Origin of the sequence: Anabaena sp. 54 (assembly GCF_017355725.1) — a bacterium.
Lineage (GTDB): Bacteria > Cyanobacteriota > Cyanobacteriia > Cyanobacteriales > Nostocaceae > Dolichospermum > Dolichospermum heterosporum.
Genome location: NZ_JAAVWA010000011.1, coordinates 104,354 through 125,478, shown reverse-complemented (window position 1 = coordinate 125,478; position 21,125 = coordinate 104,354). Strand labels below are relative to the sequence as shown.

The following is a 21,125-nucleotide window of genomic DNA, read 5'->3' as shown; positions in this document are numbered from 1 at the left end:
GCAAGAGGCAAGAGGCAAGAGGCAAGAGGCAAGAGGCAAGAGGCAAGAGGCAAGAGGCAAGAGGCAAGAGGCAAGAGACAAGAGGCAAGAGACAAGAAGCAAGAGACAAGAGGCAAGAGGCAAGAGGCAAGAGGCAAGAGGCAAGAGGCAAGAGTAAAGAAGTTTTCAGCGATTTTACGTTTTTTTACACAGTTTGATTTTATTGTGTATTCTGACTCCTGACTCCTGACTCCTAGCCCTCACAGACAACTTTTTCAGCAAACCCTACTTACTTTATTACCAATTTCTCTATTATTGCCAATAAAGGTGTAGAATAGGGAATGCTGTCTTTCATTAGATTAGGGAATTCATGGCGAAAAAGAGTATGATTGAGCGCGAGAAGAAACGCGCCAAAATGGTAGCTAAGTATGCTGAAAAGCGAGAAGCACTATTAGAAGAGTTTAGAACAGCAGAATCTCCGTTGCTGAAGTTAGAAGTTCACCGTAAAATTCAACAATTACCCCGTAACAGTGCGCCTACTCGTAAGCACAACCGTTGCTGGTTAACTGGTCGTCCTAGAGGCGTTTACCGTGATTTCGGCTTGTCTCGGAACGTACTCCGGGAATGGGCCCACGAAGGTCTTTTACCTGGTGTTGTTAAGTCTAGCTGGTAGAGTTAGTTGTCAATGGTCAGTGGTCAGTAGAAGGAGGCAAGAGGCAAGAGGCAAGAGGCAAGAGGCAAGAGGCAAGAGGCAAGAGGCAAGAGGCAAGAGAAATATCAATATCCCCCTATTCCCTGTTCCCTGTTCCCTGTTCCCTGTTCCCTGTTCCCTGTTCCCTGTTCCCTATTACCAATGACCAATGACCAATGACCAAGGTATTATTGCCCACAACAATAATCAATTCCCAGGCTATCTAAGAGTAGATCGCTAACGGCGTTGGCGATCGCAAACTCTCCAAAAAAACTTTTAGAAAAATCAAATGATTGCATCTCTGTAACAATAGCAATTACCAGAGAACCTAAATCATTTTCTCCCTCCATGCGTTGTCTCACAAAAATCTGTGATGCCCGCTGGGCAATATTTTGATTGATTGCTTCAGGAATAAACTCTTCATCAAGCCAATGTAACAGGTTTTGTTGTAACCATTCACCTTCTTGCTGGGGATTTTCCGAAGGAGGTAAGGTAATAGATGGAACTACTGAAGTCATTTTTGTATATTTTATATAGAATTTGTTTGCTAGGGTAATCTTAGAAGAAGATAATGGAATATGATGTTGCTGCTATTGTTCGGGGTTATGCTCAAGGTTATTTTCTCATGTCTGATGAAAGTAATAACCTGGGATGGTATGGAAGTAAGGAACGGACTCTAATCCCTTTGGATGAACGCTTTCGCTATCCTAAGTCATTACAGCGCGTCATTAACCAAGAAAGGTTTACAGTCGCCATTAACCGGGACTTTTTAGGAGTGGTTGCTGGCTGTGCTAACCGGGACACAACTTGGATTTCTCTAGAATTAGTCAAGATTTATGAGTTACTTTACCAAAATGGTTACGCTTATAGTTTTGAAACTTGGTTTGATGATAAATTAGCTGGGGGAATTTTGGGAATTGTCATTGGTGGTGCTTTTATTGGTGAATCCATGTTTTTCAACATTTCCGAAGGTTCTAAAGTAGCAATGGTGAAGTTAGTGGAAAGATTGCGTCAACGGAAATTTAGAATATTTGACGCACAAATGATGAATCCTCATTTAGCTAGATTTGGCGCTTATCATATTAGTAGTGAAGAATATGCAGTTTTACTTAAACAAGCTGTATCAAGTTCTTGTAACTTAATTTAAGGAGTCAGGAGGTAGGGGCGCAGGGCCTGCGCCCAGTCAGGAGTTTGAACAAAAAAAATTCATAAGGATTGCTATGTATAAGAAATGAAACATATAGCAATAATATTTGATTTATGAAAAGATACGTAGGGTGCGTCAGATATTACAAATCTGTTTATTGATACAATTTATGCAGTCTGACGCACCCTACAATACCTAATTTTTTTCAAGAATCAAATATGAGTTCTATATTTTTGAATATTATGGCAAAATATTCTCTGTTCCCTGTTCCCTGTTCCCTGTTCCCTTTTTTTTTGAGATAATTATAGTTTTTAAACTTTTGAGATTTTTGTCAATCATCGGGGAGTCAAATGAAGATATTAGTGCTGAGTTGGGAATTTCCACCGAGGATAGTTGGGGGAATTGCTCGTCACGTTGCTGAGTTGTACCCGGAACTAATCAAGCTAGGTCATGATATCCACCTAATCACGCCAGAATTCGGTCCAGCATCCTTGTATGAGGTGGTTGAAGGAATTCATATCCATCGTGTCCCAGTACCTGCTAGTAACGATTTTTTCCACTGGGTGGTAAACTTAAATGAGAGCATGGGAAAACATGGTGGTCAGTTGTTGACCGACAAAGGTCCATTTGATCTGATTCATGCCCATGATTGGTTAGTTGGAGATGCAGCGATCGCTCTCAAGCATACCTTTAAAATTCCCCTCATTGCCACAATTCACGCCACCGAACATGGACGCTATAACGGCATTCATAATGATACCCAACGCTATATTCATGATAAAGAATATGCACTAGCTCACAATGCTTGGCGAGTCATTGTTTGTAGTGAATATATGCGTCAGCAAATGATCCAAACACTACATATTACTAATGATAAAATTGACGTAATCTATAATGGCATCCGTCCAGAAAAGAAAATACATCATCAAGATTTTCATGCTCAAGATTTTCGGCGACGATTTGCCGCAGATTATGAAAAAATTGTGTATTATCTTGGTCGCATGACCTATGAAAAAGGCGTACCCATATTACTTAATGCCGCCCCCAAGGTACTATGGGAAATGGAAGGTAATGTTAAATTTGTTATCGTCGGTGGTGGTAATACTGACCATCTTAAACGTCAAGCTTGGGATTTGGGAATTTGGCATAAGTGTTACTTTACTGGGTTTCTGACTGATGAATACTTAGATAAATTTCAAACAATTGCCGACTGTGCAGTTTTTCCCAGTCTTTATGAACCCTTTGGTATAGTTGCCTTAGAAAGTTTTGCCTCTCGCGTACCAGTCATAGTTTCCGATACTGGTGGTTTACCGGAAGTAGTTCAACACGCAAAAACGGGAATTACCACTTGGGTAAATAACTCGGACTCTGTAGCTTGGGGAATATTAGAAGTTTTGAAAAACCCAGATTATTGTCAATGGTTGGTAAATAACGCTTATGCAGATTTAGAAAAAAGATTTAGCTGGACAAAATTAGGTAAGCAAACAGAAATGGTTTATAAAAGAGTAGTGCAAGAACGAGCAGAAATTGTCTGGTAACGAGAATCAAAGATTACGCTGATAATTTGCCATAAAAAAACACTACAAACCCTGTACGCTAGGAATTTAGCCTTGGACAATGCGAAAGTTAGAAATGATTGCTGTTTGCTTGACAAGATTTTAATATGATAAAGGCATTCCTAAATACATCCAAGCGTTTGCATAATGCAAAAAACAGCTTATTGAAGATGATAAATCGTATCCTAGATCGTTTAACAGCCAAGTTAAAACGGTTCTTTGAGGATATCATCGCCGATAGTCAGACTCCCACCGCCAAACCAGCTTATAAACTCCCTAAATTAGCTGGTCCTGTTCATAACTTAGGTGGAGGTGGTCCTGATGTTGATGACGCTATCCAATGGATGATTAATCAAGTCAGGGGTGGTAGTTACAGCGACAATAAAGTTAATGTTTTAGTCATTCGGGCTGCTGGTAATGATGATTACAATCAGTTAATTTATCCCATGAGAGGTGTCAAATATGTAGAAACTCTCATCATTCGTAATCGTCAAGAAGCGAACAGAACCGATATTTTTGATAAAGTCAGAAATGCTGGCGTAATTTTCTTTGCGGGTGGTGATCAATGTGAATATATTCGCCACTGGAAAAACACTAAATTAGAAGTTGCTATCAAGTCAGTTTACGATAAAGGCGGTGCGATTGGGGGTACAAGTGCCGGGGCGATGATTCAAAGTGAATATGTTTATGATTCCTGTGCTTGTGAAGATAGTATTGAAACTCATGAAGCCCTTGATGATCCTTACGGGAATATTACCTTTACCTATAATTTTTTCCAGTGGAAATATTTGCGCGGAACTATCATTGATACCCACTTTGATGAACGCAAAAGAATGGGAAGAATTATGGTTTTTATTGCCCGACAAATTCAAGATGGTGTATCTTCAAAAGCGTTAGGGATAGCAATTAGTGAACAAACATCTTTACTAGTTGATAAATATGGTATTGCTAAAGTTGTGGGTAAAGGTTCAGCCTATTTTGTCTTAGGAGATCATCTCCCAGAAATTTGTGAAAAGGGGACTCCTCTCACCTATCACGACTACAAAATCTGGCGAGTTCCTAGAGGTGACACTTTCGACTTAAATAAATTACCATCACGGGGTTATTATCTCAGAAGTGTGAAGCGGGGAAGGTTTGATTCCGATCCTTATTAATACCATTTCTCTACACAAATCTACCTCATAAGCCCACTCATGTAGTTCGTAGTGAGGGCTTCAGCCCTCAAATTTGGAGTAAAGTCCTCACTACAAACTTTGGCTTTGTAATTATTGGTGTGTCATAATTTCTAGTGTATTTGCTATTGTGGCAACCAATTTTCATCTAAAATTAATTCTAAAGCATAAAGATATTCTTCGGGAAATGTAGAAATTATCAATCCTGTTTGTTTAGCTGCTTGACGACGGGCTTTTTCATAGCTTTCTGATAATCAATAATCAGTGAGTCATTTCATTTAAAGCTATATTAATTATTTCTTCACTAACTCCATGATGTTTTAAATTTTCAATAAAAGTAGAAACTCCTTGATTACGACTTTCTAAATAATATAATATGGCTGCGATAGGAGATGGAGGATCAATAGGATAATTTTGTTGTTCATAAACTTCTACTAAAGTCGTTAAAATATCTAATTTTTCATATTCTGGTGTATCAGGTTCAGCGTTAAAAATTTGTTCGATTTCTTTTAATGCCTGTTGATAATCTGATTCTGTTCTAATGGGTTTTAAGTTCATAATATCAAACCTCCTTAAACAATAGTAGCATCTATTTTGTCATATTCTTGATGAGTACCAATAAAGCGAATAAAAATAATGCCAATTTCATAACGAATATGGATAATTAAACGATAATTATTACCTTTAATATTAAAAACTACTCGGTTATTGGCAATAATACTGACATTAGCATAAACTTCTTTAATATCTGATGGAATTTGCCAATTTGCACGGGAAGCATCATCAAACCATGCTTTTAAAGGCTGTTCTGTATCAGGATGTTTTTGCCAATATTCTCTTAGGGTACTCCGAGCAATAATTCTCATTGTTATAATTTTTATTAAACTGAATTGTTGTTTTAGACTTCACAGGTTTTCAGGATCTAATTCTTGAGTTTTACCTGCTTGATCTTCTGCTAATGCTGCTGTTGCAAGTTTGGCAAGTACATCATGAGATTTAGCAAATGCTTGATCCCAACGAGTTTCATCTTCTATTTCTTCGAGGATGAGTAAAGCAATTCTATCTTGTTCGGTTTCAGGAAGTTGCTTTATTTGTGCAATGGCTTTTTCTAGTAATTGAGTCATAGTTTTTACTGTTAATCATTATCTATTGTAGTAGATATGAGACAGCCAGGGAATAAATTCCCTGTCTAAAAGCAAAAGTCGGTTTTAACCGACTAATAATTATCTCTTCCTCTTTGCGTCTCTGCGCCTCTGCGTGAGAAAACTCTAAAAATCCTCATCATCAACAAAAAACTCTGCATCTTCATCTATTCTAGATTGAGACTCTCCCAACCCCCAGAGAGGCTGCAAAACTGCTGTACCTAATAAACCGACAGCCACACTAAAAGCTAACATTAACCCAAAGGGAATTTGTATGGATTGAAAGACCAAAAACCGTAAAGATACAGGAGTAGCATTTTGGACAGAAATTAGAGCGATCGCCACTACCCAAACAGCTATAATTACTAATATGAAAAAATTTGCCAAAATTTTGAATATCATAACTGGAAAAATCTTTCCGTGATAGCGCAGCGTAACGTAAGTCATGGGTTAGGAGTCAGGAGTCAGGAGGAAGAAGAAAAAAATTTTTCCCCAAACAACTGACAACTGACAATTATTTGTATCCCTTCCAATACATAACTTTTAATTCTCCCTTGGGTGTAAATACTACCTGAAAATGAGCTAGAGGTTGTTTATTATCAGGTGCAGCTACATTTGAGCCATAAACTGATTGAAACATCTGAGGTAGAGGAGTTTCCCGGAAATGATCAAAAGCAACTTGATTAAGTGGTTCATAGTCAGCTATTACGCCTTCTTTATTCACCGCTACTCGATATTTTAAATCCTTAGCAAAGGTAGGAGTAACACTCCAATTTTGACGAATTGTACTATACAGCTTTTGATTTAAATCCTTAATTTTACTGGTATCAGTAATTTTTTCGCCAGTTACTTCTGGTGTTTTAGCGTATCCTAACCAGGGACTAATTTCTAGAAACCCTTTTTGGGTAAATACGACTTTGAATTGAGCAATAGGTTCATTAGGGACGCGATTAGCAGGATTATAAAGTAGTTTAGGCAGTGGTGTTTTCTCGATTGCGTCACTAGCTTTCTGATTTACTGCTTTATAACCAACGACACTACCATCGGCAGCGACACCTAAACGATACACTAAATCCTCTGGTAATCCTGAGCGACTTGTCCAAGCTGGATGAATTTGATTGTAAACTTGGCGATTTAATGCCCGTAATTGAGATGGATCTGTTATTTCTGGAACTGTCTTTAAAAGTGCTTCCAAATCCTTGGTAACGGGGGTTTCTGATGCTGTGGGTGTGGTTGTAGGGGTGGCTGCTGCTGTGGGTGTAATTGAGGGTGATACTGACGCTGTGGGAGTGGAAGTACTGGACTGTATTTCTGGTTTGACTTGAGGTGGACGGAGTTGGGGTGCAGGAATTAAACTAAAGGCTACGGCGGCTACGGCGAGGCTGGATACGCCGACGGTAGCGGGGATTGCTTGTTTGATTAAGATTTGACTAGAACCACCATAACTGCGATGAACTGGGTGTAGTTCTAGGGATAATTCTGGTAAGGTCTGGCTATCAGCAAAAAACTGATCTACGGCTTCAACTAAATCAAATAATTGGACTGTGTTGAGGACGATTTGCAGCGGTTGTCCGGGGTTGTTGTTTCCCCCTTGATTGTCTGCTGTGATTTCGGAGTGAACAATTAATTTGTGTCTGTTGCTGTCAATTTTTTGTAATTCAACTAACTCTGAATTTTGATGTTCAAATTTTTTGCCTTGGGGATTGGGTATATTGCTTAAAACTTCTTGAGCGTAAGCACTAACGGCTCTAACTAAGCTTTCAAAAAATTCCCTACCTCCACTTATAGGTTGATCGTAATTAGATAAATAGCATTCTGCATTCACTAATATGGATAGTTCGGGACGGAGTTCTTGAAAGTTAACTGTCCGTGTCATGTCACTCAACCCTTCTAGGAGCAGGGTGCAATTAGGTAAACTATATTTACGTTGGATATTCATTTTATTTGCAAGAAAATGGGCTGAAAGCCCCGGAATTAAAACCTAAAAAACCTAAAAATTTTTAGGCTTTAATGTCTTTTAAGCCGGGGATGAAAGCTACAAGAGGAGATTTATCCCCCAGTGACTTATGGTGTTACACTATTTGTAACAGGAAAGGTAATCAACCTGTCTAAAAACCTAACTACCTAACAGTAATCTGTACCTTGACAATTAAATCTATGCGGTTCTACTGCATTGTTCTAGTTTCTTCCTCGCAGTAGGTAAAAGATTTATAGGGACTAGACTAATCAGAATTTTGAAACTTTCTCGTTTCAAGTTAAACAGGACTTGCAGTAATGCAACTACGGTCGGGCAGACCGAAAGTTAATGCTTGGGAGCCAGTGCGTTGGGCGGGTTTCCCGACTTGAAGCAACTGGCGTGGAGAGTCCCACCTCTGGGTTAGACAACGCAAGGAATCTAGTTTACGTGGTCTCGTTGAACCAAGAATCCCTGTGTCTTTAGACTGAGGAGTGTCAATCTACTTCACCGTCAAAAAGAGAAATCCAGTATCGCTGCATTCCCGCCGTACCTGTGCAGAATAGTAATTTTCCTAATAAGTCTATAGCTAGTTCATCTAATTTTTCATCAGAATTTAATGCTATTACACCAGAACGCCGGGAATTCATCCGACTTTTAAAGTGGGTTCTAAACCTTTCTAGGTAATTAGCTAATCTTAAATTTTGTTCTGGGGGAATCTGTTTTTGGGCTAATTGTTGATATATGGTTAGTAGTTGGCGGATGACGACTGTTAACCGCCGAGCGATGTAACAAGCAATGACTACGAGGGCTTTGGCTTCTAAAATATCTAAGGGACGGCGACTATGCGCTCTCCTCATGGGGTTAGAAGCTCGCATTCGCCATAAGTTTACCCGATTTTTGATGATTCCTTTGAGGTCTAATTCTTCTGCAAAGGATAAAATGGCTTCAGAACCGCCTAGTTCTAAGGCTTCAATGGCTAATAACATTAAATCTATTTGCAATCTAGTTCTGGCTGGACATACTTGGCCGGCGATCGCTGGATCTGGTAAAGTATCCAAAATCATCGGCGTTCCCTGAGCGTTTGGGCTGTTTAAAGATGGGATACTAGCGGAGACATTCATTCTATAAAATACCTTATACGTTTCCAATAAAGTGATTGATATTAACCTCTCATGGCTAATCGCTGGCGCGATATGGCAGTTCAATTATATACATTACGACCTATAAATTTTGATTTTTGACTTTTAATTTTTGACTTTTGACTTGCACTTTGCGGTACTAGTAGTCTGTCAAATAAATTTCGACGGATAAAGAAGAAATGAACCACGAAGGACGCAAAGAGCGCGTTCGCGAAGCGTCCCGTTAGGGATAGGAAGAAGGAAGAGGAAAAATTTATTTACCCGTCAATTAGTTCTTGACAGACTACTAGTACACAAAGGCGTAAATAAACCAACCATGATAAATATCCTGAAAGCCTGTACCCTATTCGGTTTGACTTTTGACTTTTGACTTTTGACTTTTGACGAACGCCACTAGTCTCTAGGTTATGACATTATAGGGTAGGATTTGGCAGGGATCGGGGAAATTTTTGGCCTCTTACCCTTTGTTTCTTGATTGACCAATAACTACTCACAAATATGGATTTAAAATCTCTGATTCGTGATATACCAGACTTTCCTAAGCCGGGAATTTTATTTCGAGATGTCACTACTCTATTAAGCGACCCAGCGGGATTGCGATACACTATTGACCTTTTAGCACAAAAATGTTCAGAAATTGAACTTGAGGTGGATTATATTATCGGTATGGAGTCGCGGGGGTTCATTTTTGGTGCGCCTGTGGCTTATAAATTGGGTGCGGGTTTTATTCCTGTTCGCAAAAAAGGAAAATTACCAGCAGCGGTTCACTCTATTGAATATCAACTAGAATATGGTACGGATACATTAGAAGTACATCAGGATGCTTTGAAACCAGGTTGTAAGATCTTAATTGTGGATGATTTGATTGCTACTGGTGGTACTGCTAGTGCAACAGCAAAGTTGGTACAAAAGATTGACTGTGAACTCATAGGGTTTGGGTTTATCATCGAGCTACGGGATTTGCAAGGACGAAAACATTTACCTGATGTCCCTATTATCTCACTGGTTGAATATTAGTCAGTTCGGAGTTCGGAGTCAGGAGGAAGAAGAAAGAAAGAAAGAAAGAAGACGAAAATTATCCAATCACCAATTACCAATCACCAATTACCAATGACAAAAATTTCCTTGGAGACAAGTCGAGACTGGCTGATGAAGTTAGTTACGAATGAAACTTTTATTTATGTGATGAAACGGCTTTTACAGGCGCTATTGACAATTTTTTTAGCGTCGGCTTTGTCATTTTTTATTATGAAGTTTTCTCCAGGGGATTATGTAGATACCCTGGGACAAAATCCGAAAATTTCCCGAGAACGGATTGAGGAAATTAGACAACAATTTGGTTTAGATAAATCTTGGCCAGAACAGTTTGGATTTTGGTTGCAGCAAATTGTCACTAAAGGTGATTTTGGCACAAGTTTTGTTTATCAACGTTCTGTATCGTCGCTGTTATGGGAACGAGTTCCAGCCACGTTGTTATTAGCGATCGCTTCTTTAATTATTACATGGGCGATCGCTATTCCTTTGGGGATTCTCGCGGCTGTGAAACAAAATCGCCGCACTGACCAGGTTTTACAGATAATTAGTTATGCTGGTCAAGGTATTCCCAGTTTTATCACTGTCTTATTTTTGCTATTTTTTGCTCAACTGACTACGCCACTTTTTCCAGTGGGTAATATGACCAGTATTGATCATGCCGACCTGACATGGTTAGGTAAAATTCTTGATATTGCTTGGCATTCGATTTTACCATTAATTGCTTTAAGTATTACTAGTTTTGCTGGTTTACAACGGATTATGCGTGGTCAATTATTGGATGTTTTACGCCAAGATTATATTCAAACTGCTCGCGCTAAAGGACTTCCAGAAAACCGAGTTATTTATGTTCATGCTTTGCGAAATGCTATTAACCCATTAATTACTTTATTGGGTTTTGAATTAGCAGGTTTGTTAGGTGGTGCATTTATTACAGAAAATTTCTTCAACTGGCCAGGTTTAGGGAAATTAACTCTACAAGCTGTTTTAGCCAAAGACCAATATTTAGTTATGGCCAGTTTGGTAATGAGTGCCGTATTATTAATCATTGGTAATTTAATCGCTGACTTAATTTTAAAAGCAGCAGATCCGAGAATCAAATTAGAAGACTTAAATTAAGAAAGTAGGGGCGCAGTCCCTGCGCCCTTAACTCCACCAATCACCAATTACCAATCATCAATCACCAATGATTTATTATATTATTCGTTCTAGAAGTGATGGTAAATATCTCACAGCCCGCGTTGATGATGATACATCAGGATATTTATTATTGTTTAAAGAAGATTTCGAGGCAATGAGTTATCTAAATACTCATGCTGCCGATTTAGCAAACCGCTTGACAGTCGAACCTCTTGCTAGTAACCAAATAGGTAGTTTGCTCAAACGTTGGGGTTTTGCAGGTGTGGGAATTGTCAACGATCCCTTATTACCTGAAATTGAATTTTTACAGCATATTTAAATATCAACAAAGCAGTAAAAGTATGAACATGAAATTAGCGATTTATACTACATTATTGACGATAGCCTTGCTGTTAATGCCAATTAACTATAGGATAACATTAGCAGGGACTTGTGCTTCTCGTTGTGGTTCTGCACCCCTACATTTTACGCCAGGACAATATATTCGGGTGAAAGTTGTGAATCACAGTTATGGATCTGTGAAATTAGAACAGTTACCAGAAATAAGACAAACAACCTTAAATCCGGGACAAAAATTACAATTTGACCTACGAGGGGACGAACTTACCGAATTTTCTCTGATGTTTTGGGATGATGGGGGAAGATATGTAAAAGGTGTGGTGTCTAAACCGAATTTTGGAACATTGGTTTTGGAAATTCGCCCTAACAGTCGAGACTATCCAGGCGATTCCTACGGAGCGCTTCGCTATCGCTCTCTTTATATTCGCAATAATGGACAAGTTAGTTTATTGTAGTGTAAAGGAGCTTATATTTAACATAAATCTTACAATATGGTAATATCGGCTCTAGTAAAGGCAGGGAATTTACCGCTATTGGTGATGGTGTTAATCTCGGTTTCTGGATATTATTATCTACAGGGAAAATATACAGGAACTTTTACCTTTTTGTTGTATAGGAATGGAATAGACGGAAAATGAAGGTATAATAAATAGTTAGGCTTGTCAATTTAATGACCTTTAATTGAATACTCAAAAAGAATTTACTTTTATTAGGATTTTATATGCTGACAAAAGAATTTTATAACATAATTGATGGCAACCTCAATGCACTTTTGGAAAAATATCAAGATGATGAATTCATCAAAAAACATAAAAGTACAAATGCTATAAACAATCGAAAATCTTATGCCCTCTTAATTTGGTTTCTCGAATTTTACGGTAGAAAATCTAACTATAAAGATTTCATTACAGATGGTGACAAAGATAGTTCTTGCGACATTGTTTTTGATAACACAAACAATCAAGGAGATAAAATTTTTTATGTCTTTCAGTCAAAATGGAACAATGCTGATAATTCAGAAAAAGAAACTGATAAAGATGAAATACTAAAAGCACTTAACGATTTTGACACCATTTTAGAAGGCGAAAAGCAAAATGTTAATGAAAAACTAAAAGCAAAATTAGAGGATCTGGATAATCACCGCAAAGCTAATGGAGAGGTTAAATTTATATTTTTGACGCTTTCTCAATATAAAGGAGGTGCAGATGAAAACATTAGTGCTTTTAAAAAATCTGATGAAAAACTCAAATTTGAAGTAATTGATATAAATCGCATAAAAGTAGATTATATTGACAGAACATATAAAAAAATAGAACCTTTAAATCCTCTAGAAAGTTATCAAAATCCAGAAGAAAATCCTGTTACTCTGGAAATAGTTCAAAAAAATGGAGTTGTTAAAATAGAGAAGCCTTTTGAGGCATATATGTTCTTACTTCGCCCCAAAAGTATCTATGATTTATTTGAAAAATATGGATTTGCTCTTTTTTATAAAAACGTCAGAAATCCTCTCCTGCAATCACAATTCAATGAAGATATAGAAAAAACTGCGGTGGACAATCCTGCCTATTTTTGGTATTACAATAATGGTATTACAGCAATTACTTATTTCTTACCTACTATTGGCAAAAAAGCTGAACAAATAGAATTGACAGGATTGCAAATTATTAATGGCGCACAAACTGTTTATGCCATTTATCGAGCTTACAAAGATGCCTCGCCAACGAAGCGCAAGCAGATGGATAGTGAATCTTTGGTGACTTTGCGCTTATTAAAATCAGGCGGAAAAGATTTTGATTTGAATGTTACTAGGTATACTAATTCCCAAACCCCCGTAGATGATAGAGATTTTTGTGCTAATGAAGATATACAGATAATGCTGCAAAAAGCATCCTATGAAACAAATATTTGGTATGAAAAACGACGTGATGAATTTAGAGAAACTCCAGAAAATATAATAAAAGTTTCAAATTATGTGTTTGCAAATGCCTATTTAACTTATCATTTGCAATATCCTGCCAGTGTTTTAAAGAATTACAATCAAGAACTAAAACCGGGTAAAGACTTGAATTTTATTTCCCATAAAGAAGATAAAGATGGTCGTTATGAAAAAATATTCAATGATCAAACAACATTTGAAAATATGCTGTGTGCATTTTATGTTTTTGAGGTAATATCTCATACTATACCTTCTTCATATGACGATACTTTTAAAATTGGTTTATATCATTTAGTAGCTTTATTTAAAGTCGGTTTTACAAAATATTTAAAAGCAAAATTTGGTGATAAAATAAATGTAAATAAACATATCATCAAAATTTATAACCAAAATGATAAAAAAAACATGATCCAAACTTTCAAATTTATTGATCAGTTTCTACAGCAGCAAATTGAAGTAAGTGACAATGAAGAAAAAACAACAGAAAGAATGTTAAAATTCTTATTTCAACCGGCTCATTACGAGAAAATTAAAGAAGCCTTAGAAGATTTAGATATTTCCGTTGAGGATATTGAAAATATAACTATTAAAGATAACGAAAAACTTATTAAGGGAGAAACCGACGAAGAAAATAATAGTGAAAACAATGATTGATACACAATTGTAGGGGCGGGGTTTCCCCGCCCTCCATTGTATTTTATGAAAACGAGAATTGCTGTATCAAATAGGAAACTGATAGATAAGCACCTTACCTTGCCAATTTTCTTCTACAAATACAAGATATTCATCATTAGCACGACGAAAAGCACGGATACCATAGGGAATATCAACCCAACCACTTTCTTTGCCAACTTCTGCACCTGGAGTCATTTTTTTCACGAGTTCTCCCGTAGCAGTTTTGTAAACATATACCTCTGCGGTTTTTACACCCACTGCAAACACATAATCACCAGCTACACTCATAGCTGCGGTGGCAACTAATCCCTTCCCTGTAGTGTCATAGGGAACGACAGTGCGCCATTTGGGAGTACGATTTCCTTGACTCCAATTATCGAAGCGAGCAATTTCTGATCCTATGACTTTGGCATCATCAGCAAACGCCGGATGTTCCATCGTAAAACCGGATAAATACATAGTATCTGTTTCGGGAAAATACTCAATCCGTCGCAAGTCTTTGAACGTGCTAGGAGTTTTGAGTTTTTTCATCGAACTATAGGTATAAATGGGATTTCCTTTAGTATCTAATCCCTGTAAAGGATAATGACGAATACCATCTTCAGTTCGCAAAGTTTTCCAAACATCTCCTTTGCTATCTACCCACCAACCTCCGATATATGGATAGTCTTGACTGCTATCATATTCATTTTTTTCAAATGCACCATTGCCATTACTATCGCGCCAAATCCATTCTCCGTTTGCGGGTTGATTGGGTGGCCAATTGCCATGAATAGATTGTTTATTCTGATCATTAGTACCAACAAACATCCCAGCAGGAATTGCAATTTCACCATCTGTATTCGGTTGAAACCGATAAATTTGCAAAAAGCTATTGTACATATCTGTCAGGAATACAAAAGGTTTACCTTGAATCCGCCGCACAAAAGTTCCATCTGGTGATGTATGTAGACGTGGATCTTGAGCGTATTTAAAAGGATTAAGTGTGTAGGCTTTATAAGTCCACTGTTTACCAGCAGACTTGCTATAATCCATGACATATTTTTCTTGTTTGGTGAATATATTTACACCATCTGTTTTTGGATCTGTATCTGCATTATCTACAAATATTAATCCTAGTAATTGCCATACTATTTTTCCTGATGGCGAAAATTTTCTTAAATCTGTTCCCGATGTATTAAAGCCATTATTATTTACATAAATATTGCCTTTGGCATCTGTACCAACTCCAGTAATGCCGTAGAGTTTGGATGTTTTTACTTCTCCAGGTACACCACCAAAAACACCTTTTTTATCCCCAAAAGTATCCACGCGAACTGGCTGATTATTAATATTGTAAATTACCAATTGTTGATTAATCCCATTTTCTGCTACTAACAGTCTACCGAGATTATCAATGGCTAATGCTGATGGTTTATCAACATCTGTAATTTCTTTAGGTAATTTCTTTCCGGCTGGAGAATAATTGACAATTTTTCCAAATTTAGCACCTTTTTGATTTTGAATAATCCACAAACTACCTTTTTTATCAATGGTAATTTTTTCGGGACTATTAACGGTAAATTTGTTTATTTCTGCCATTGTTTCGGTGTTATAAACCCGAACAATATTCTCCCCAGCATTGCTAACAAATAGGTGATTATTTATTGTTGCTATTCCTGTGACTTCATGACTTTTGCTGGTAATTAACATACTTTTATCCCAGCCATTCCCTTTCTCAAAAGGTGCAGGTTTTCCTGTTAAGTCATAACGTCTGACGCAATACCAAGTTTGTCCTTGGGGAGGATAATCTTCTTTTGTTTGATCTACTCCACCTTGAATCATAGAAATATAAATATATTTGCTATTTACTGTTATTGCTTTACCCCCTAAACGATTCCAACCATGTGTATCTTCGAGGATAAAAATTGGTTTACCATCTTTATATATTCCTGCTTCACTACCAGCTTCATCCCAAGCACTATTTGTATAAATTGTTCCATCATCTTTGACATACATTCCTTCTATATTATTTTGTACTCGCAATTTACCATTACCAATGGTATTTCCTAACCAAGAAGTAATATATGTAATTTCAGGAGTTCTGACTGCTTTGGATTTTTTAGTTGTGGCTAAATCCATTGTCATACCGACAAATGTTACGAGTAGTCCACAGGTTAAACCCAATAAAATATTGAAAGTTATTTTTTTTCGCCAATATCCCCTCGAAAATAAGTTATGAAGATATTGATAAAGTTTGTAGCAAGTTTTACTAATCTGCATAAATAATTCGGTTGCTGTAAGTAGGTTGGCGTTGAAAATTGTCGTTATGGCAAGGCAAAAGGCAAGAGGCAAGAGGCAAGAGTGAAGAGGGTTTGGGCGATTTTACGTTTCTTTACACAGTTTGGTTTTATTGTGTTCACCTACTTAATATGCTTTTTGAATTTTTAATTTATCCCTGTGGGATAGGCTTTTAAATTCTTACTCATAAATTATAAGGAAATTTTATCTTGCATTTAATTTCATCAAAACTTTATTAATTAAATATATTTTCAAAATGCAAAAATTCAGGAGTAATACAATTGAGGGTGGGGAAACCACGCCCCTACGGATTTGATGATTTTCTGAATATATCTCACTAAATTGATACTGCTATACATAAATAATTTCTCGGTTAATATTTTTACAACTATCTATAATTTGTTATGCAAATATATTTTTTTGATATATTTTATTTATAGAAATGGAATAATTTTTATATTTAAACTGGTTTTGATTCTCAGCGTCGTATTAAAGGATCATGCTGAAAATAAATTATTTTGGCATCGGTAACATAAATAAAAGCGTAAATCAAAATCACTAATTTAAATTTATCTATCACAAGGAAGATAATTACGTGAAGAGTAAAGATATGAAGTTAAGTTCAGCATCGGCATCTATTCTAACTTTAGGTACGGGTTGGTTTCCTAGCCATCCTGGAGGGTTGGAAAGGTATATTTATGAACTAACCCATAAATTAGCAGCATCTCAAGACCAAGTAGAATTATGTGGAGTGGGTTTACCTGTAGATGCTAAAAATACACAGATTAAGTTAACTAATTTAGCTTGTCCAGATAGTAAGATTGGTGCTAGGTTATGGTCAATTCGTAATAATTTCCAGAAAACAAGATTAGGTAAACCTGATGCAATTAATCTGCATTTTGCATTATATAGTTTTCCGATTTTAGATATTTTGCCTAAAGGAGTACCGGTTACTTTTAATTTTCATGGACCTTGGGCTTCGGAAAGTCAGGAAGAAGTAGTTAATCAGAAATTCAGTGTTTGGTTAAAGGAACAAATAATAGAACAAAGCACTTATAATCGGTGCGATCGCTTTATTGTTCTTAGTAAAGCTTTTGGTCAGATTCTCCATCAAAAATACCAAATTCCCTGGGATAAAATTCATATCATTCCCGGTGGAGTTGATATTAATCATTTTCAGAATAATCTCTCACGTCAAGAGGCTAGAATCAAACTAGGGTGGCCAAGGAATCGTCCCATATTATTTACTTCCCGACGCTTAGTTCATCGCATGGGAATTGATAAGTTATTGCAAGCTGTAGCTATGATTAAATCTGGCATTCCTGATGTTTGGTTAGCGATCGCTGGTCGGGGACATATTCAAGCTTTACTACAACAACAAGCTAGAGAATTGGGTTTAGAAAACAATGTGCAATTTTTAGGTTTTTTACCAGAAAATGATTTACCTGTGGCTTATCAAGCGGCGGATTTAACTGTGATGCCGAGTCAATCTTTTGAAGGGTTTGGATTAGCTATTGTGGAGTCTTTAGCCTGTGGTACTCCTGTTTTATGTACTCCTGTGGGGGGAATGCCAGAAATTTTAGAGAAATTTTCCCCAGATTTAATTACTGAGGCGATTACTGTGGAAAGTATTGCTGATAAATTAGCACAAGTTTTGCTAGGAAAACTGCCTTTACCTGCTAGGGAAGAATGTCGTCATTACACGATTAAAAATTATGATTGGACAAATATTGCCCAACAGGTGCGGCAAGTTATTTTAGCTTAAGTAGGTTGGCGTTGAAAATTGTCGTTATGGCAAGGCAAAAGGCAAGAGGCAAGAGGCAAGAGTGAAGAGGGTTTGGGCTATTTTACGTTTCTTTACACAGTTTGGTTTTATTGTGTTCACCTACTTAGAGGATATTTTAAAAGTGGTATTCCGTAATTTTCATCACATTGCTACCCCTCTTTCCCCTTGTAAAGGGGGGAAACAATAAAAATCCAGTTCCCTCCCCTTTACAAGGGGAGGGTTAGGGAGGGGTAAAAAATATTTGATACATCAACCATAATTTTTCAAACACCCTCTTAAATTGATGATAAAAATTGTATGAAAGTTCTATTTTTAGACCAAAGTGGTAAACCCGGTGGTGCTGAGTTGTGTTTAGTTGATATTGCTAAACCTTATGGTGAAAATGCTCTGGTTGGTTTATTTGCAGATGGTAATTTTAGAAAGCTACTTGAAGAAAATCAAGTCCCAGTGGAGGTTTTGACAACTCAAGCCATTAAAGTTGGTAAACAAAGTGGTTTATTTCAAGCATTAGGTAGTTTAGGGCAAATAGTTCCTTTAATTACTCAGGTTGTGCAACGAGCAAGGAAATATGATTTAATTTATGCTAATACTCAAAAGGCTTTAGTCGTGGGGGCGGTAGCTAGTTTCTTGGCTCGTCGTCCTTTGGTTTATCATTTACATGATATTCTTTCTTTAGAACATTTTAGTAAAACTAATTTACGAGTTGCTGTTAATTTAATTAATCGTTGTGCTGCTTTGGTGATTGCTAATTCTCAAGCTAGTAAGATGGCATTTTTAGAAGCTGGAGGAAAATCAGATCTAGTTCGGGTTGTTTATAATGGCTTTGCGGCGAAAAATTATGAAGTTGATGAATTAGAAGTTAGAAATTTAAGAGAACATCTCAGGTTGGAAGGCAAGTTTGTAATTGGACATTTTAGCCGTCTTTCTCCTTGGAAGGGACAGCATATTTTAATTGATGCCCTTTCCCAATGTCCACAAGATGTGGTAGTAATTTTAGTTGGTGATGCTTTATTTGGTGAACAGGAATATGTCAAGGATTTACACCAAAAGGTTGCTGGATTGGGACTGGAAAATCGAGTCAATTTTTTAGGTTTTCGCGCGGATATTCCCCAATTAATGACAATGTGTGATTTAATTACCCATACTTCTATTGCGGCTGAACCTTTTGGTAGGGTTATTGTTGAGGCTATGCTGTGCGGTAAACCTGTGATTGCGGCTGAAGCTGGTGGTGCTATGGAATTAGTGGAAGATGGAATTAATGGCTTTTTAGTCACACCTGGAGAACCTCAAAAATTAGCCCAGGTGATTCATAATTGTCGGCAAGAATCTGTAAAAACTGCGAATATTGCCAATAATGCCAGAATTAGTGCTAGTGAACGTTTTGATGTCAGGATTATTAATCAACAAATTCAAGAATTGCTAAAATCAATCATATCCCCAACTTCTTGAAGAAGTCGGGGATCTGGAAGTCGGGGATCTTGGTCTTGGGAAACAACGTATAATATGGTAGTGTATGGGTGGAAATTTTCCGCTTCTATAAATTAATAAATTTTAAAGTGAATTCTCGTGGCACAAGTTGTATTAGAAAACGTTTATAAAAGTTTTCCCAGTCGCGGTGGGGAAGGGGCAAAAGCGCAACAAGACGGCACAGATGGTGTAAGTGTCTTGCGACGGATTAATTTAACCATTGCTGATGGTGAGTTTATGGTGCTGGTGGGACCCTCCGGCTGCGGTAAAAGTACGCTGCTGAGGTTAATTGCTGGCTTGGAGGTGATGACTGGTGGTAATATTTGGGTAGGCGATAGCGCTAGTGCGCCTCCAGGGCTTCGCTTGATTAATGACTTACCCCCCAAAGCCAGAGACATCGCTATGGTGTTTCAAAGTTATGCACTCTATCCCCACATGACTGTATATGACAATATCGCTTTTGGCTTACGTCGTCAGTTTCCAGATGAGGAAGCTGGGAAAAAAAGACTGACTCAATGGGGGGAAAATCTACTGGTAGGATTGACAAAAAAGTTACCTGTGGGATTGCGCTATATTTCTCCAAAAGAAAGAATTGTTGATCAACAGGTGCAAAAAGTTGCAGGTTTGTTACAAATTGAAACTTTGTTAAATCGTTTACCGAAACAACTTTCTGGGGGACAAAGACAACGGGTAGCATTAGGAAGGGCGATCGCTCGTAATCCCCAGGTATTCTTAATGGATGAACCATTATCTAATTTGGATGCTAAGTTACGGGCTGAAACCCGCAGCCAAATTGTCAAATTGCAACATCAGTTGGGAACAACGACGATTTATGTCACCCATGATCAAACTGAAGCTATGACTATGGGCGATCGCATTGCGATTATGTCAGAAGGTAAAATACAGCAAGTTGCAGCACCATTAGAACTGTATAACCGTCCTGCGAATCGTTTTGTGGCTGAATTTATTGGTTCTCCACCCATGAATTTTATCCCGGTGGAATTTCATGCACCTTTATTAATTACTCATGCTAATTTCCGCTTCACGCTTTCATCTGTTTGGGGAAATGCACTGCAATCTTATGACGGACAAACTTTAATGTTGGGTATTCGTCCAGAACACCTGAGTCTGGGTGTACCTGCTACGAAAAATTTGCCAGTCAAAGTAGACTCAGTAGAAAACTTAGGAAATGACACTTTTCTATCTGTAAAAATTGCTGATCCTGATTTACAAAATCTAGACGGACAAACTTTACAAGCAAGAATTCCACCTGATAGATTCATCACCATAGGTGAGCAACTTTGGCTATCTTTAACTCCTGAGAAACTGCATTTTTTTGACCCCAAAACCGAATTAGCAATATTTCCAAAATAGGGAGAAACAGCGATCGCATTAAGTAGGTTGGCGTTGAAAATTGTTGTTATAGCAAGGCAAGAGGCAATACTTCGACTTCGCTCAGTAACCAGAGGCAAGAGTAAAGAAGTTTTCAGCGATTTTACGTTTCTCTACGCAGTTTGGGACGGTCTACCACTTCCTCTAACATACCTCTAAGATACAAGGTTGGGTTGTGGAACGTGAACGTATCCCTGCGGGACACTGCGTGAACGCAGAGCAATTAGCATGAAACCCAACATTAGCGTTGGGTTGCGCTGTTGCTTAACCCAACCTTGTATCTTAGAGGTATGTT

20 protein-coding genes and 2 pseudogenes are annotated in these 21,125 nt (G+C 37.5%); 13 read left to right on the top strand and 9 right to left on the bottom strand.

The window, feature by feature from the left end; all coding sequences use genetic code 11:
• Positions 1 to 197: pseudogene (locus HEQ36_RS13005) on the top strand (hypothetical protein); the annotation flags it as partial.
• Positions 198 to 349: 152 nt separating this feature from the next.
• Positions 350 to 652: a 30S ribosomal protein S14 gene (rpsN, locus tag HEQ36_RS13000; RefSeq protein ID WP_027404105.1), complete on the top strand. Its 303-nt coding sequence runs from the start codon at positions 350 to 352 to the stop codon at positions 650 to 652.
• A gap of 206 nt (positions 653 to 858) precedes the next feature.
• On the opposite strand, the gene HEQ36_RS12995 is transcribed toward rpsN, so the two are convergent.
• On the bottom strand, positions 859 to 1,188 hold the full coding sequence (locus HEQ36_RS12995) for a hypothetical protein (protein ID WP_053539975.1): 330 nt from the start codon (positions 1,186 to 1,188) through the stop codon (positions 859 to 861).
• A gap of 53 nt (positions 1,189 to 1,241) precedes the next feature.
• Here HEQ36_RS12995 and aat point away from each other — a divergent pair, with 53 nt between their 5' ends.
• The 3 genes from aat to HEQ36_RS12980 all read left to right on the top strand — a co-directional run bounded on the left by aat (position 1,242) and on the right by HEQ36_RS12980 (position 4,527).
• Positions 1,242 to 1,817: a leucyl/phenylalanyl-tRNA--protein transferase gene (aat, locus tag HEQ36_RS12990; protein WP_053539976.1), complete on the top strand. Its 576-nt coding sequence runs from the start codon at positions 1,242 to 1,244 to the stop codon at positions 1,815 to 1,817.
• Between the two features lie 350 nt (positions 1,818 to 2,167).
• On the top strand, positions 2,168 to 3,355 hold the full coding sequence (locus HEQ36_RS12985) for a glycosyltransferase family 4 protein (RefSeq protein WP_053539977.1): 1,188 nt from the start codon (positions 2,168 to 2,170) through the stop codon (positions 3,353 to 3,355).
• Positions 3,356 to 3,480: 125 nt separating this feature from the next.
• Entirely contained in the window at positions 3,481 to 4,527 is a 1,047-nt protein-coding gene (locus HEQ36_RS12980) for a cyanophycinase (RefSeq protein ID WP_190383816.1), read from the top strand.
• Positions 4,528 to 4,670: 143 nt separating this feature from the next.
• On the opposite strand, the pseudogene HEQ36_RS12975 reads toward HEQ36_RS12980, so the two are convergent.
• The 7 genes and pseudogenes from HEQ36_RS12975 to HEQ36_RS12945 form a co-directional block, all read right to left on the bottom strand.
• Positions 4,671 to 4,784, bottom strand: a pseudogene (locus HEQ36_RS12975) (DUF29 family protein); the annotation flags it as partial.
• A 22-nt stretch (positions 4,785 to 4,806) separates the two neighbouring features.
• A complete protein-coding gene (locus HEQ36_RS12970; RefSeq protein WP_053539979.1) occupies positions 4,807 to 5,103 on the bottom strand; it encodes a type II toxin-antitoxin system HigA family antitoxin in 297 nt (98 codons plus the stop codon).
• Between the two features lie 14 nt (positions 5,104 to 5,117).
• Entirely contained in the window at positions 5,118 to 5,411 is a 294-nt protein-coding gene (locus tag HEQ36_RS12965) for a type II toxin-antitoxin system HigB family toxin (RefSeq protein ID WP_168636523.1), read from the bottom strand.
• Between the two features lie 39 nt (positions 5,412 to 5,450).
• Positions 5,451 to 5,669 carry a hypothetical protein gene (locus HEQ36_RS12960; protein WP_168636524.1) on the bottom strand — a complete coding sequence of 73 codons (219 nt, stop codon included), beginning with the start codon at positions 5,667 to 5,669 and terminating at the stop codon, positions 5,451 to 5,453.
• A gap of 144 nt (positions 5,670 to 5,813) precedes the next feature.
• Positions 5,814 to 6,089 carry a lipopolysaccharide assembly protein LapA domain-containing protein gene (locus HEQ36_RS12955; protein WP_053539980.1) on the bottom strand — a complete coding sequence of 92 codons (276 nt, stop codon included), beginning with the start codon at positions 6,087 to 6,089 and terminating at the stop codon, positions 5,814 to 5,816.
• Positions 6,090 to 6,201: 112 nt separating this feature from the next.
• On the bottom strand, positions 6,202 to 7,626 hold the full coding sequence (locus HEQ36_RS12950) for a DUF4335 domain-containing protein (RefSeq protein WP_168636525.1): 1,425 nt from the start codon (positions 7,624 to 7,626) through the stop codon (positions 6,202 to 6,204).
• A gap of 512 nt (positions 7,627 to 8,138) precedes the next feature.
• A complete protein-coding gene (locus HEQ36_RS12945) occupies positions 8,139 to 8,765 on the bottom strand; it encodes a DUF3038 domain-containing protein (RefSeq protein WP_168636526.1) in 627 nt (208 codons plus the stop codon).
• Positions 8,766 to 9,281: 516 nt separating this feature from the next.
• Here HEQ36_RS12945 and HEQ36_RS12940 point away from each other — a divergent pair.
• From HEQ36_RS12940 to HEQ36_RS12920, 5 genes are all read left to right on the top strand, one after another.
• Entirely contained in the window at positions 9,282 to 9,800 is a 519-nt protein-coding gene (locus HEQ36_RS12940) for an adenine phosphoribosyltransferase (RefSeq protein ID WP_096667775.1), read from the top strand.
• A 93-nt stretch (positions 9,801 to 9,893) separates the two neighbouring features.
• Entirely contained in the window at positions 9,894 to 10,934 is a 1,041-nt protein-coding gene (locus HEQ36_RS12935) for an ABC transporter permease (RefSeq protein WP_168636527.1), read from the top strand.
• 67 nt (positions 10,935 to 11,001) lie between these two features.
• Complete coding sequence (locus HEQ36_RS12930; protein ID WP_039200884.1) at positions 11,002 to 11,274, top strand: hypothetical protein; 273 nt, start codon at positions 11,002 to 11,004, stop codon at positions 11,272 to 11,274.
• Positions 11,275 to 11,296: 22 nt separating this feature from the next.
• Positions 11,297 to 11,749, top strand: a complete 453-nt coding sequence (locus HEQ36_RS12925; RefSeq protein WP_168636528.1) for a hypothetical protein — start codon at positions 11,297 to 11,299, stop codon at positions 11,747 to 11,749.
• Between the two features lie 266 nt (positions 11,750 to 12,015).
• A complete protein-coding gene (locus HEQ36_RS12920; RefSeq protein ID WP_168636529.1) occupies positions 12,016 to 13,884 on the top strand; it encodes an AIPR family protein in 1,869 nt (622 codons plus the stop codon).
• 66 nt (positions 13,885 to 13,950) lie between these two features.
• On the opposite strand, the gene HEQ36_RS12915 is transcribed toward HEQ36_RS12920, so the two are convergent.
• A complete protein-coding gene (locus HEQ36_RS12915) occupies positions 13,951 to 16,167 on the bottom strand; it encodes a hypothetical protein (protein ID WP_168636530.1) in 2,217 nt (738 codons plus the stop codon).
• 628 nt (positions 16,168 to 16,795) lie between these two features.
• Here HEQ36_RS12915 and HEQ36_RS12910 point away from each other — a divergent pair.
• The 3 genes from HEQ36_RS12910 to HEQ36_RS12900 all read left to right on the top strand — a co-directional run bounded on the left by HEQ36_RS12910 (position 16,796) and on the right by HEQ36_RS12900 (position 20,812).
• Entirely contained in the window at positions 16,796 to 17,950 is a 1,155-nt protein-coding gene (locus tag HEQ36_RS12910) for a glycosyltransferase family 4 protein (protein WP_205748576.1), read from the top strand.
• A 318-nt stretch (positions 17,951 to 18,268) separates the two neighbouring features.
• On the top strand, positions 18,269 to 19,420 hold the full coding sequence (locus tag HEQ36_RS12905) for a glycosyltransferase family 4 protein (protein WP_039200875.1): 1,152 nt from the start codon (positions 18,269 to 18,271) through the stop codon (positions 19,418 to 19,420).
• 117 nt (positions 19,421 to 19,537) lie between these two features.
• Complete coding sequence (locus tag HEQ36_RS12900) at positions 19,538 to 20,812, top strand: ABC transporter ATP-binding protein (protein WP_039200873.1); 1,275 nt, start codon at positions 19,538 to 19,540, stop codon at positions 20,810 to 20,812.
• Positions 20,813 to 21,125 lie beyond the last annotated feature (313 nt).

Excerpts from the sequence above, each read along its gene's own strand:
- rpsN (WP_027404105.1), top strand. The coding sequence starts at position 350 with ATGGCGAAAAAGAGTATGATTGAGCGCGAGAAGAAACGCGCCAAAATG.
- HEQ36_RS12995 (WP_053539975.1), bottom strand. The coding sequence starts at position 1,188 with ATGACTTCAGTAGTTCCATCTATTACCTTACCTCCTTCGGAAAATCCC.
- aat (WP_053539976.1), top strand. The coding sequence starts at position 1,242 with ATGGAATATGATGTTGCTGCTATTGTTCGGGGTTATGCTCAAGGTTAT.
- HEQ36_RS12985 (WP_053539977.1), top strand. The coding sequence starts at position 2,168 with ATGAAGATATTAGTGCTGAGTTGGGAATTTCCACCGAGGATAGTTGGG.
- HEQ36_RS12980 (WP_190383816.1), top strand. The coding sequence starts at position 3,481 with ATGATAAAGGCATTCCTAAATACATCCAAGCGTTTGCATAATGCAAAA.
- HEQ36_RS12970 (WP_053539979.1), bottom strand. The coding sequence starts at position 5,103 with ATGAACTTAAAACCCATTAGAACAGAATCAGATTATCAACAGGCATTA.
- HEQ36_RS12965 (WP_168636523.1), bottom strand. The coding sequence starts at position 5,411 with ATGAGAATTATTGCTCGGAGTACCCTAAGAGAATATTGGCAAAAACAT.
- HEQ36_RS12960 (WP_168636524.1), bottom strand. The coding sequence starts at position 5,669 with ATGACTCAATTACTAGAAAAAGCCATTGCACAAATAAAGCAACTTCCT.
- HEQ36_RS12955 (WP_053539980.1), bottom strand. The coding sequence starts at position 6,089 with ATGATATTCAAAATTTTGGCAAATTTTTTCATATTAGTAATTATAGCT.
- HEQ36_RS12950 (WP_168636525.1), bottom strand. The coding sequence starts at position 7,626 with ATGAATATCCAACGTAAATATAGTTTACCTAATTGCACCCTGCTCCTA.
- HEQ36_RS12945 (WP_168636526.1), bottom strand. The coding sequence starts at position 8,765 with ATGAATGTCTCCGCTAGTATCCCATCTTTAAACAGCCCAAACGCTCAG.
- HEQ36_RS12940 (WP_096667775.1), top strand. The coding sequence starts at position 9,282 with ATGGATTTAAAATCTCTGATTCGTGATATACCAGACTTTCCTAAGCCG.
- HEQ36_RS12935 (WP_168636527.1), top strand. The coding sequence starts at position 9,894 with ATGACAAAAATTTCCTTGGAGACAAGTCGAGACTGGCTGATGAAGTTA.
- HEQ36_RS12930 (WP_039200884.1), top strand. The coding sequence starts at position 11,002 with ATGATTTATTATATTATTCGTTCTAGAAGTGATGGTAAATATCTCACA.
- HEQ36_RS12925 (WP_168636528.1), top strand. The coding sequence starts at position 11,297 with ATGAACATGAAATTAGCGATTTATACTACATTATTGACGATAGCCTTG.
- HEQ36_RS12920 (WP_168636529.1), top strand. The coding sequence starts at position 12,016 with ATGCTGACAAAAGAATTTTATAACATAATTGATGGCAACCTCAATGCA.
- HEQ36_RS12915 (WP_168636530.1), bottom strand. The coding sequence starts at position 16,167 with ATGCAGATTAGTAAAACTTGCTACAAACTTTATCAATATCTTCATAAC.
- HEQ36_RS12910 (WP_205748576.1), top strand. The coding sequence starts at position 16,796 with ATGAAGTTAAGTTCAGCATCGGCATCTATTCTAACTTTAGGTACGGGT.
- HEQ36_RS12905 (WP_039200875.1), top strand. The coding sequence starts at position 18,269 with ATGAAAGTTCTATTTTTAGACCAAAGTGGTAAACCCGGTGGTGCTGAG.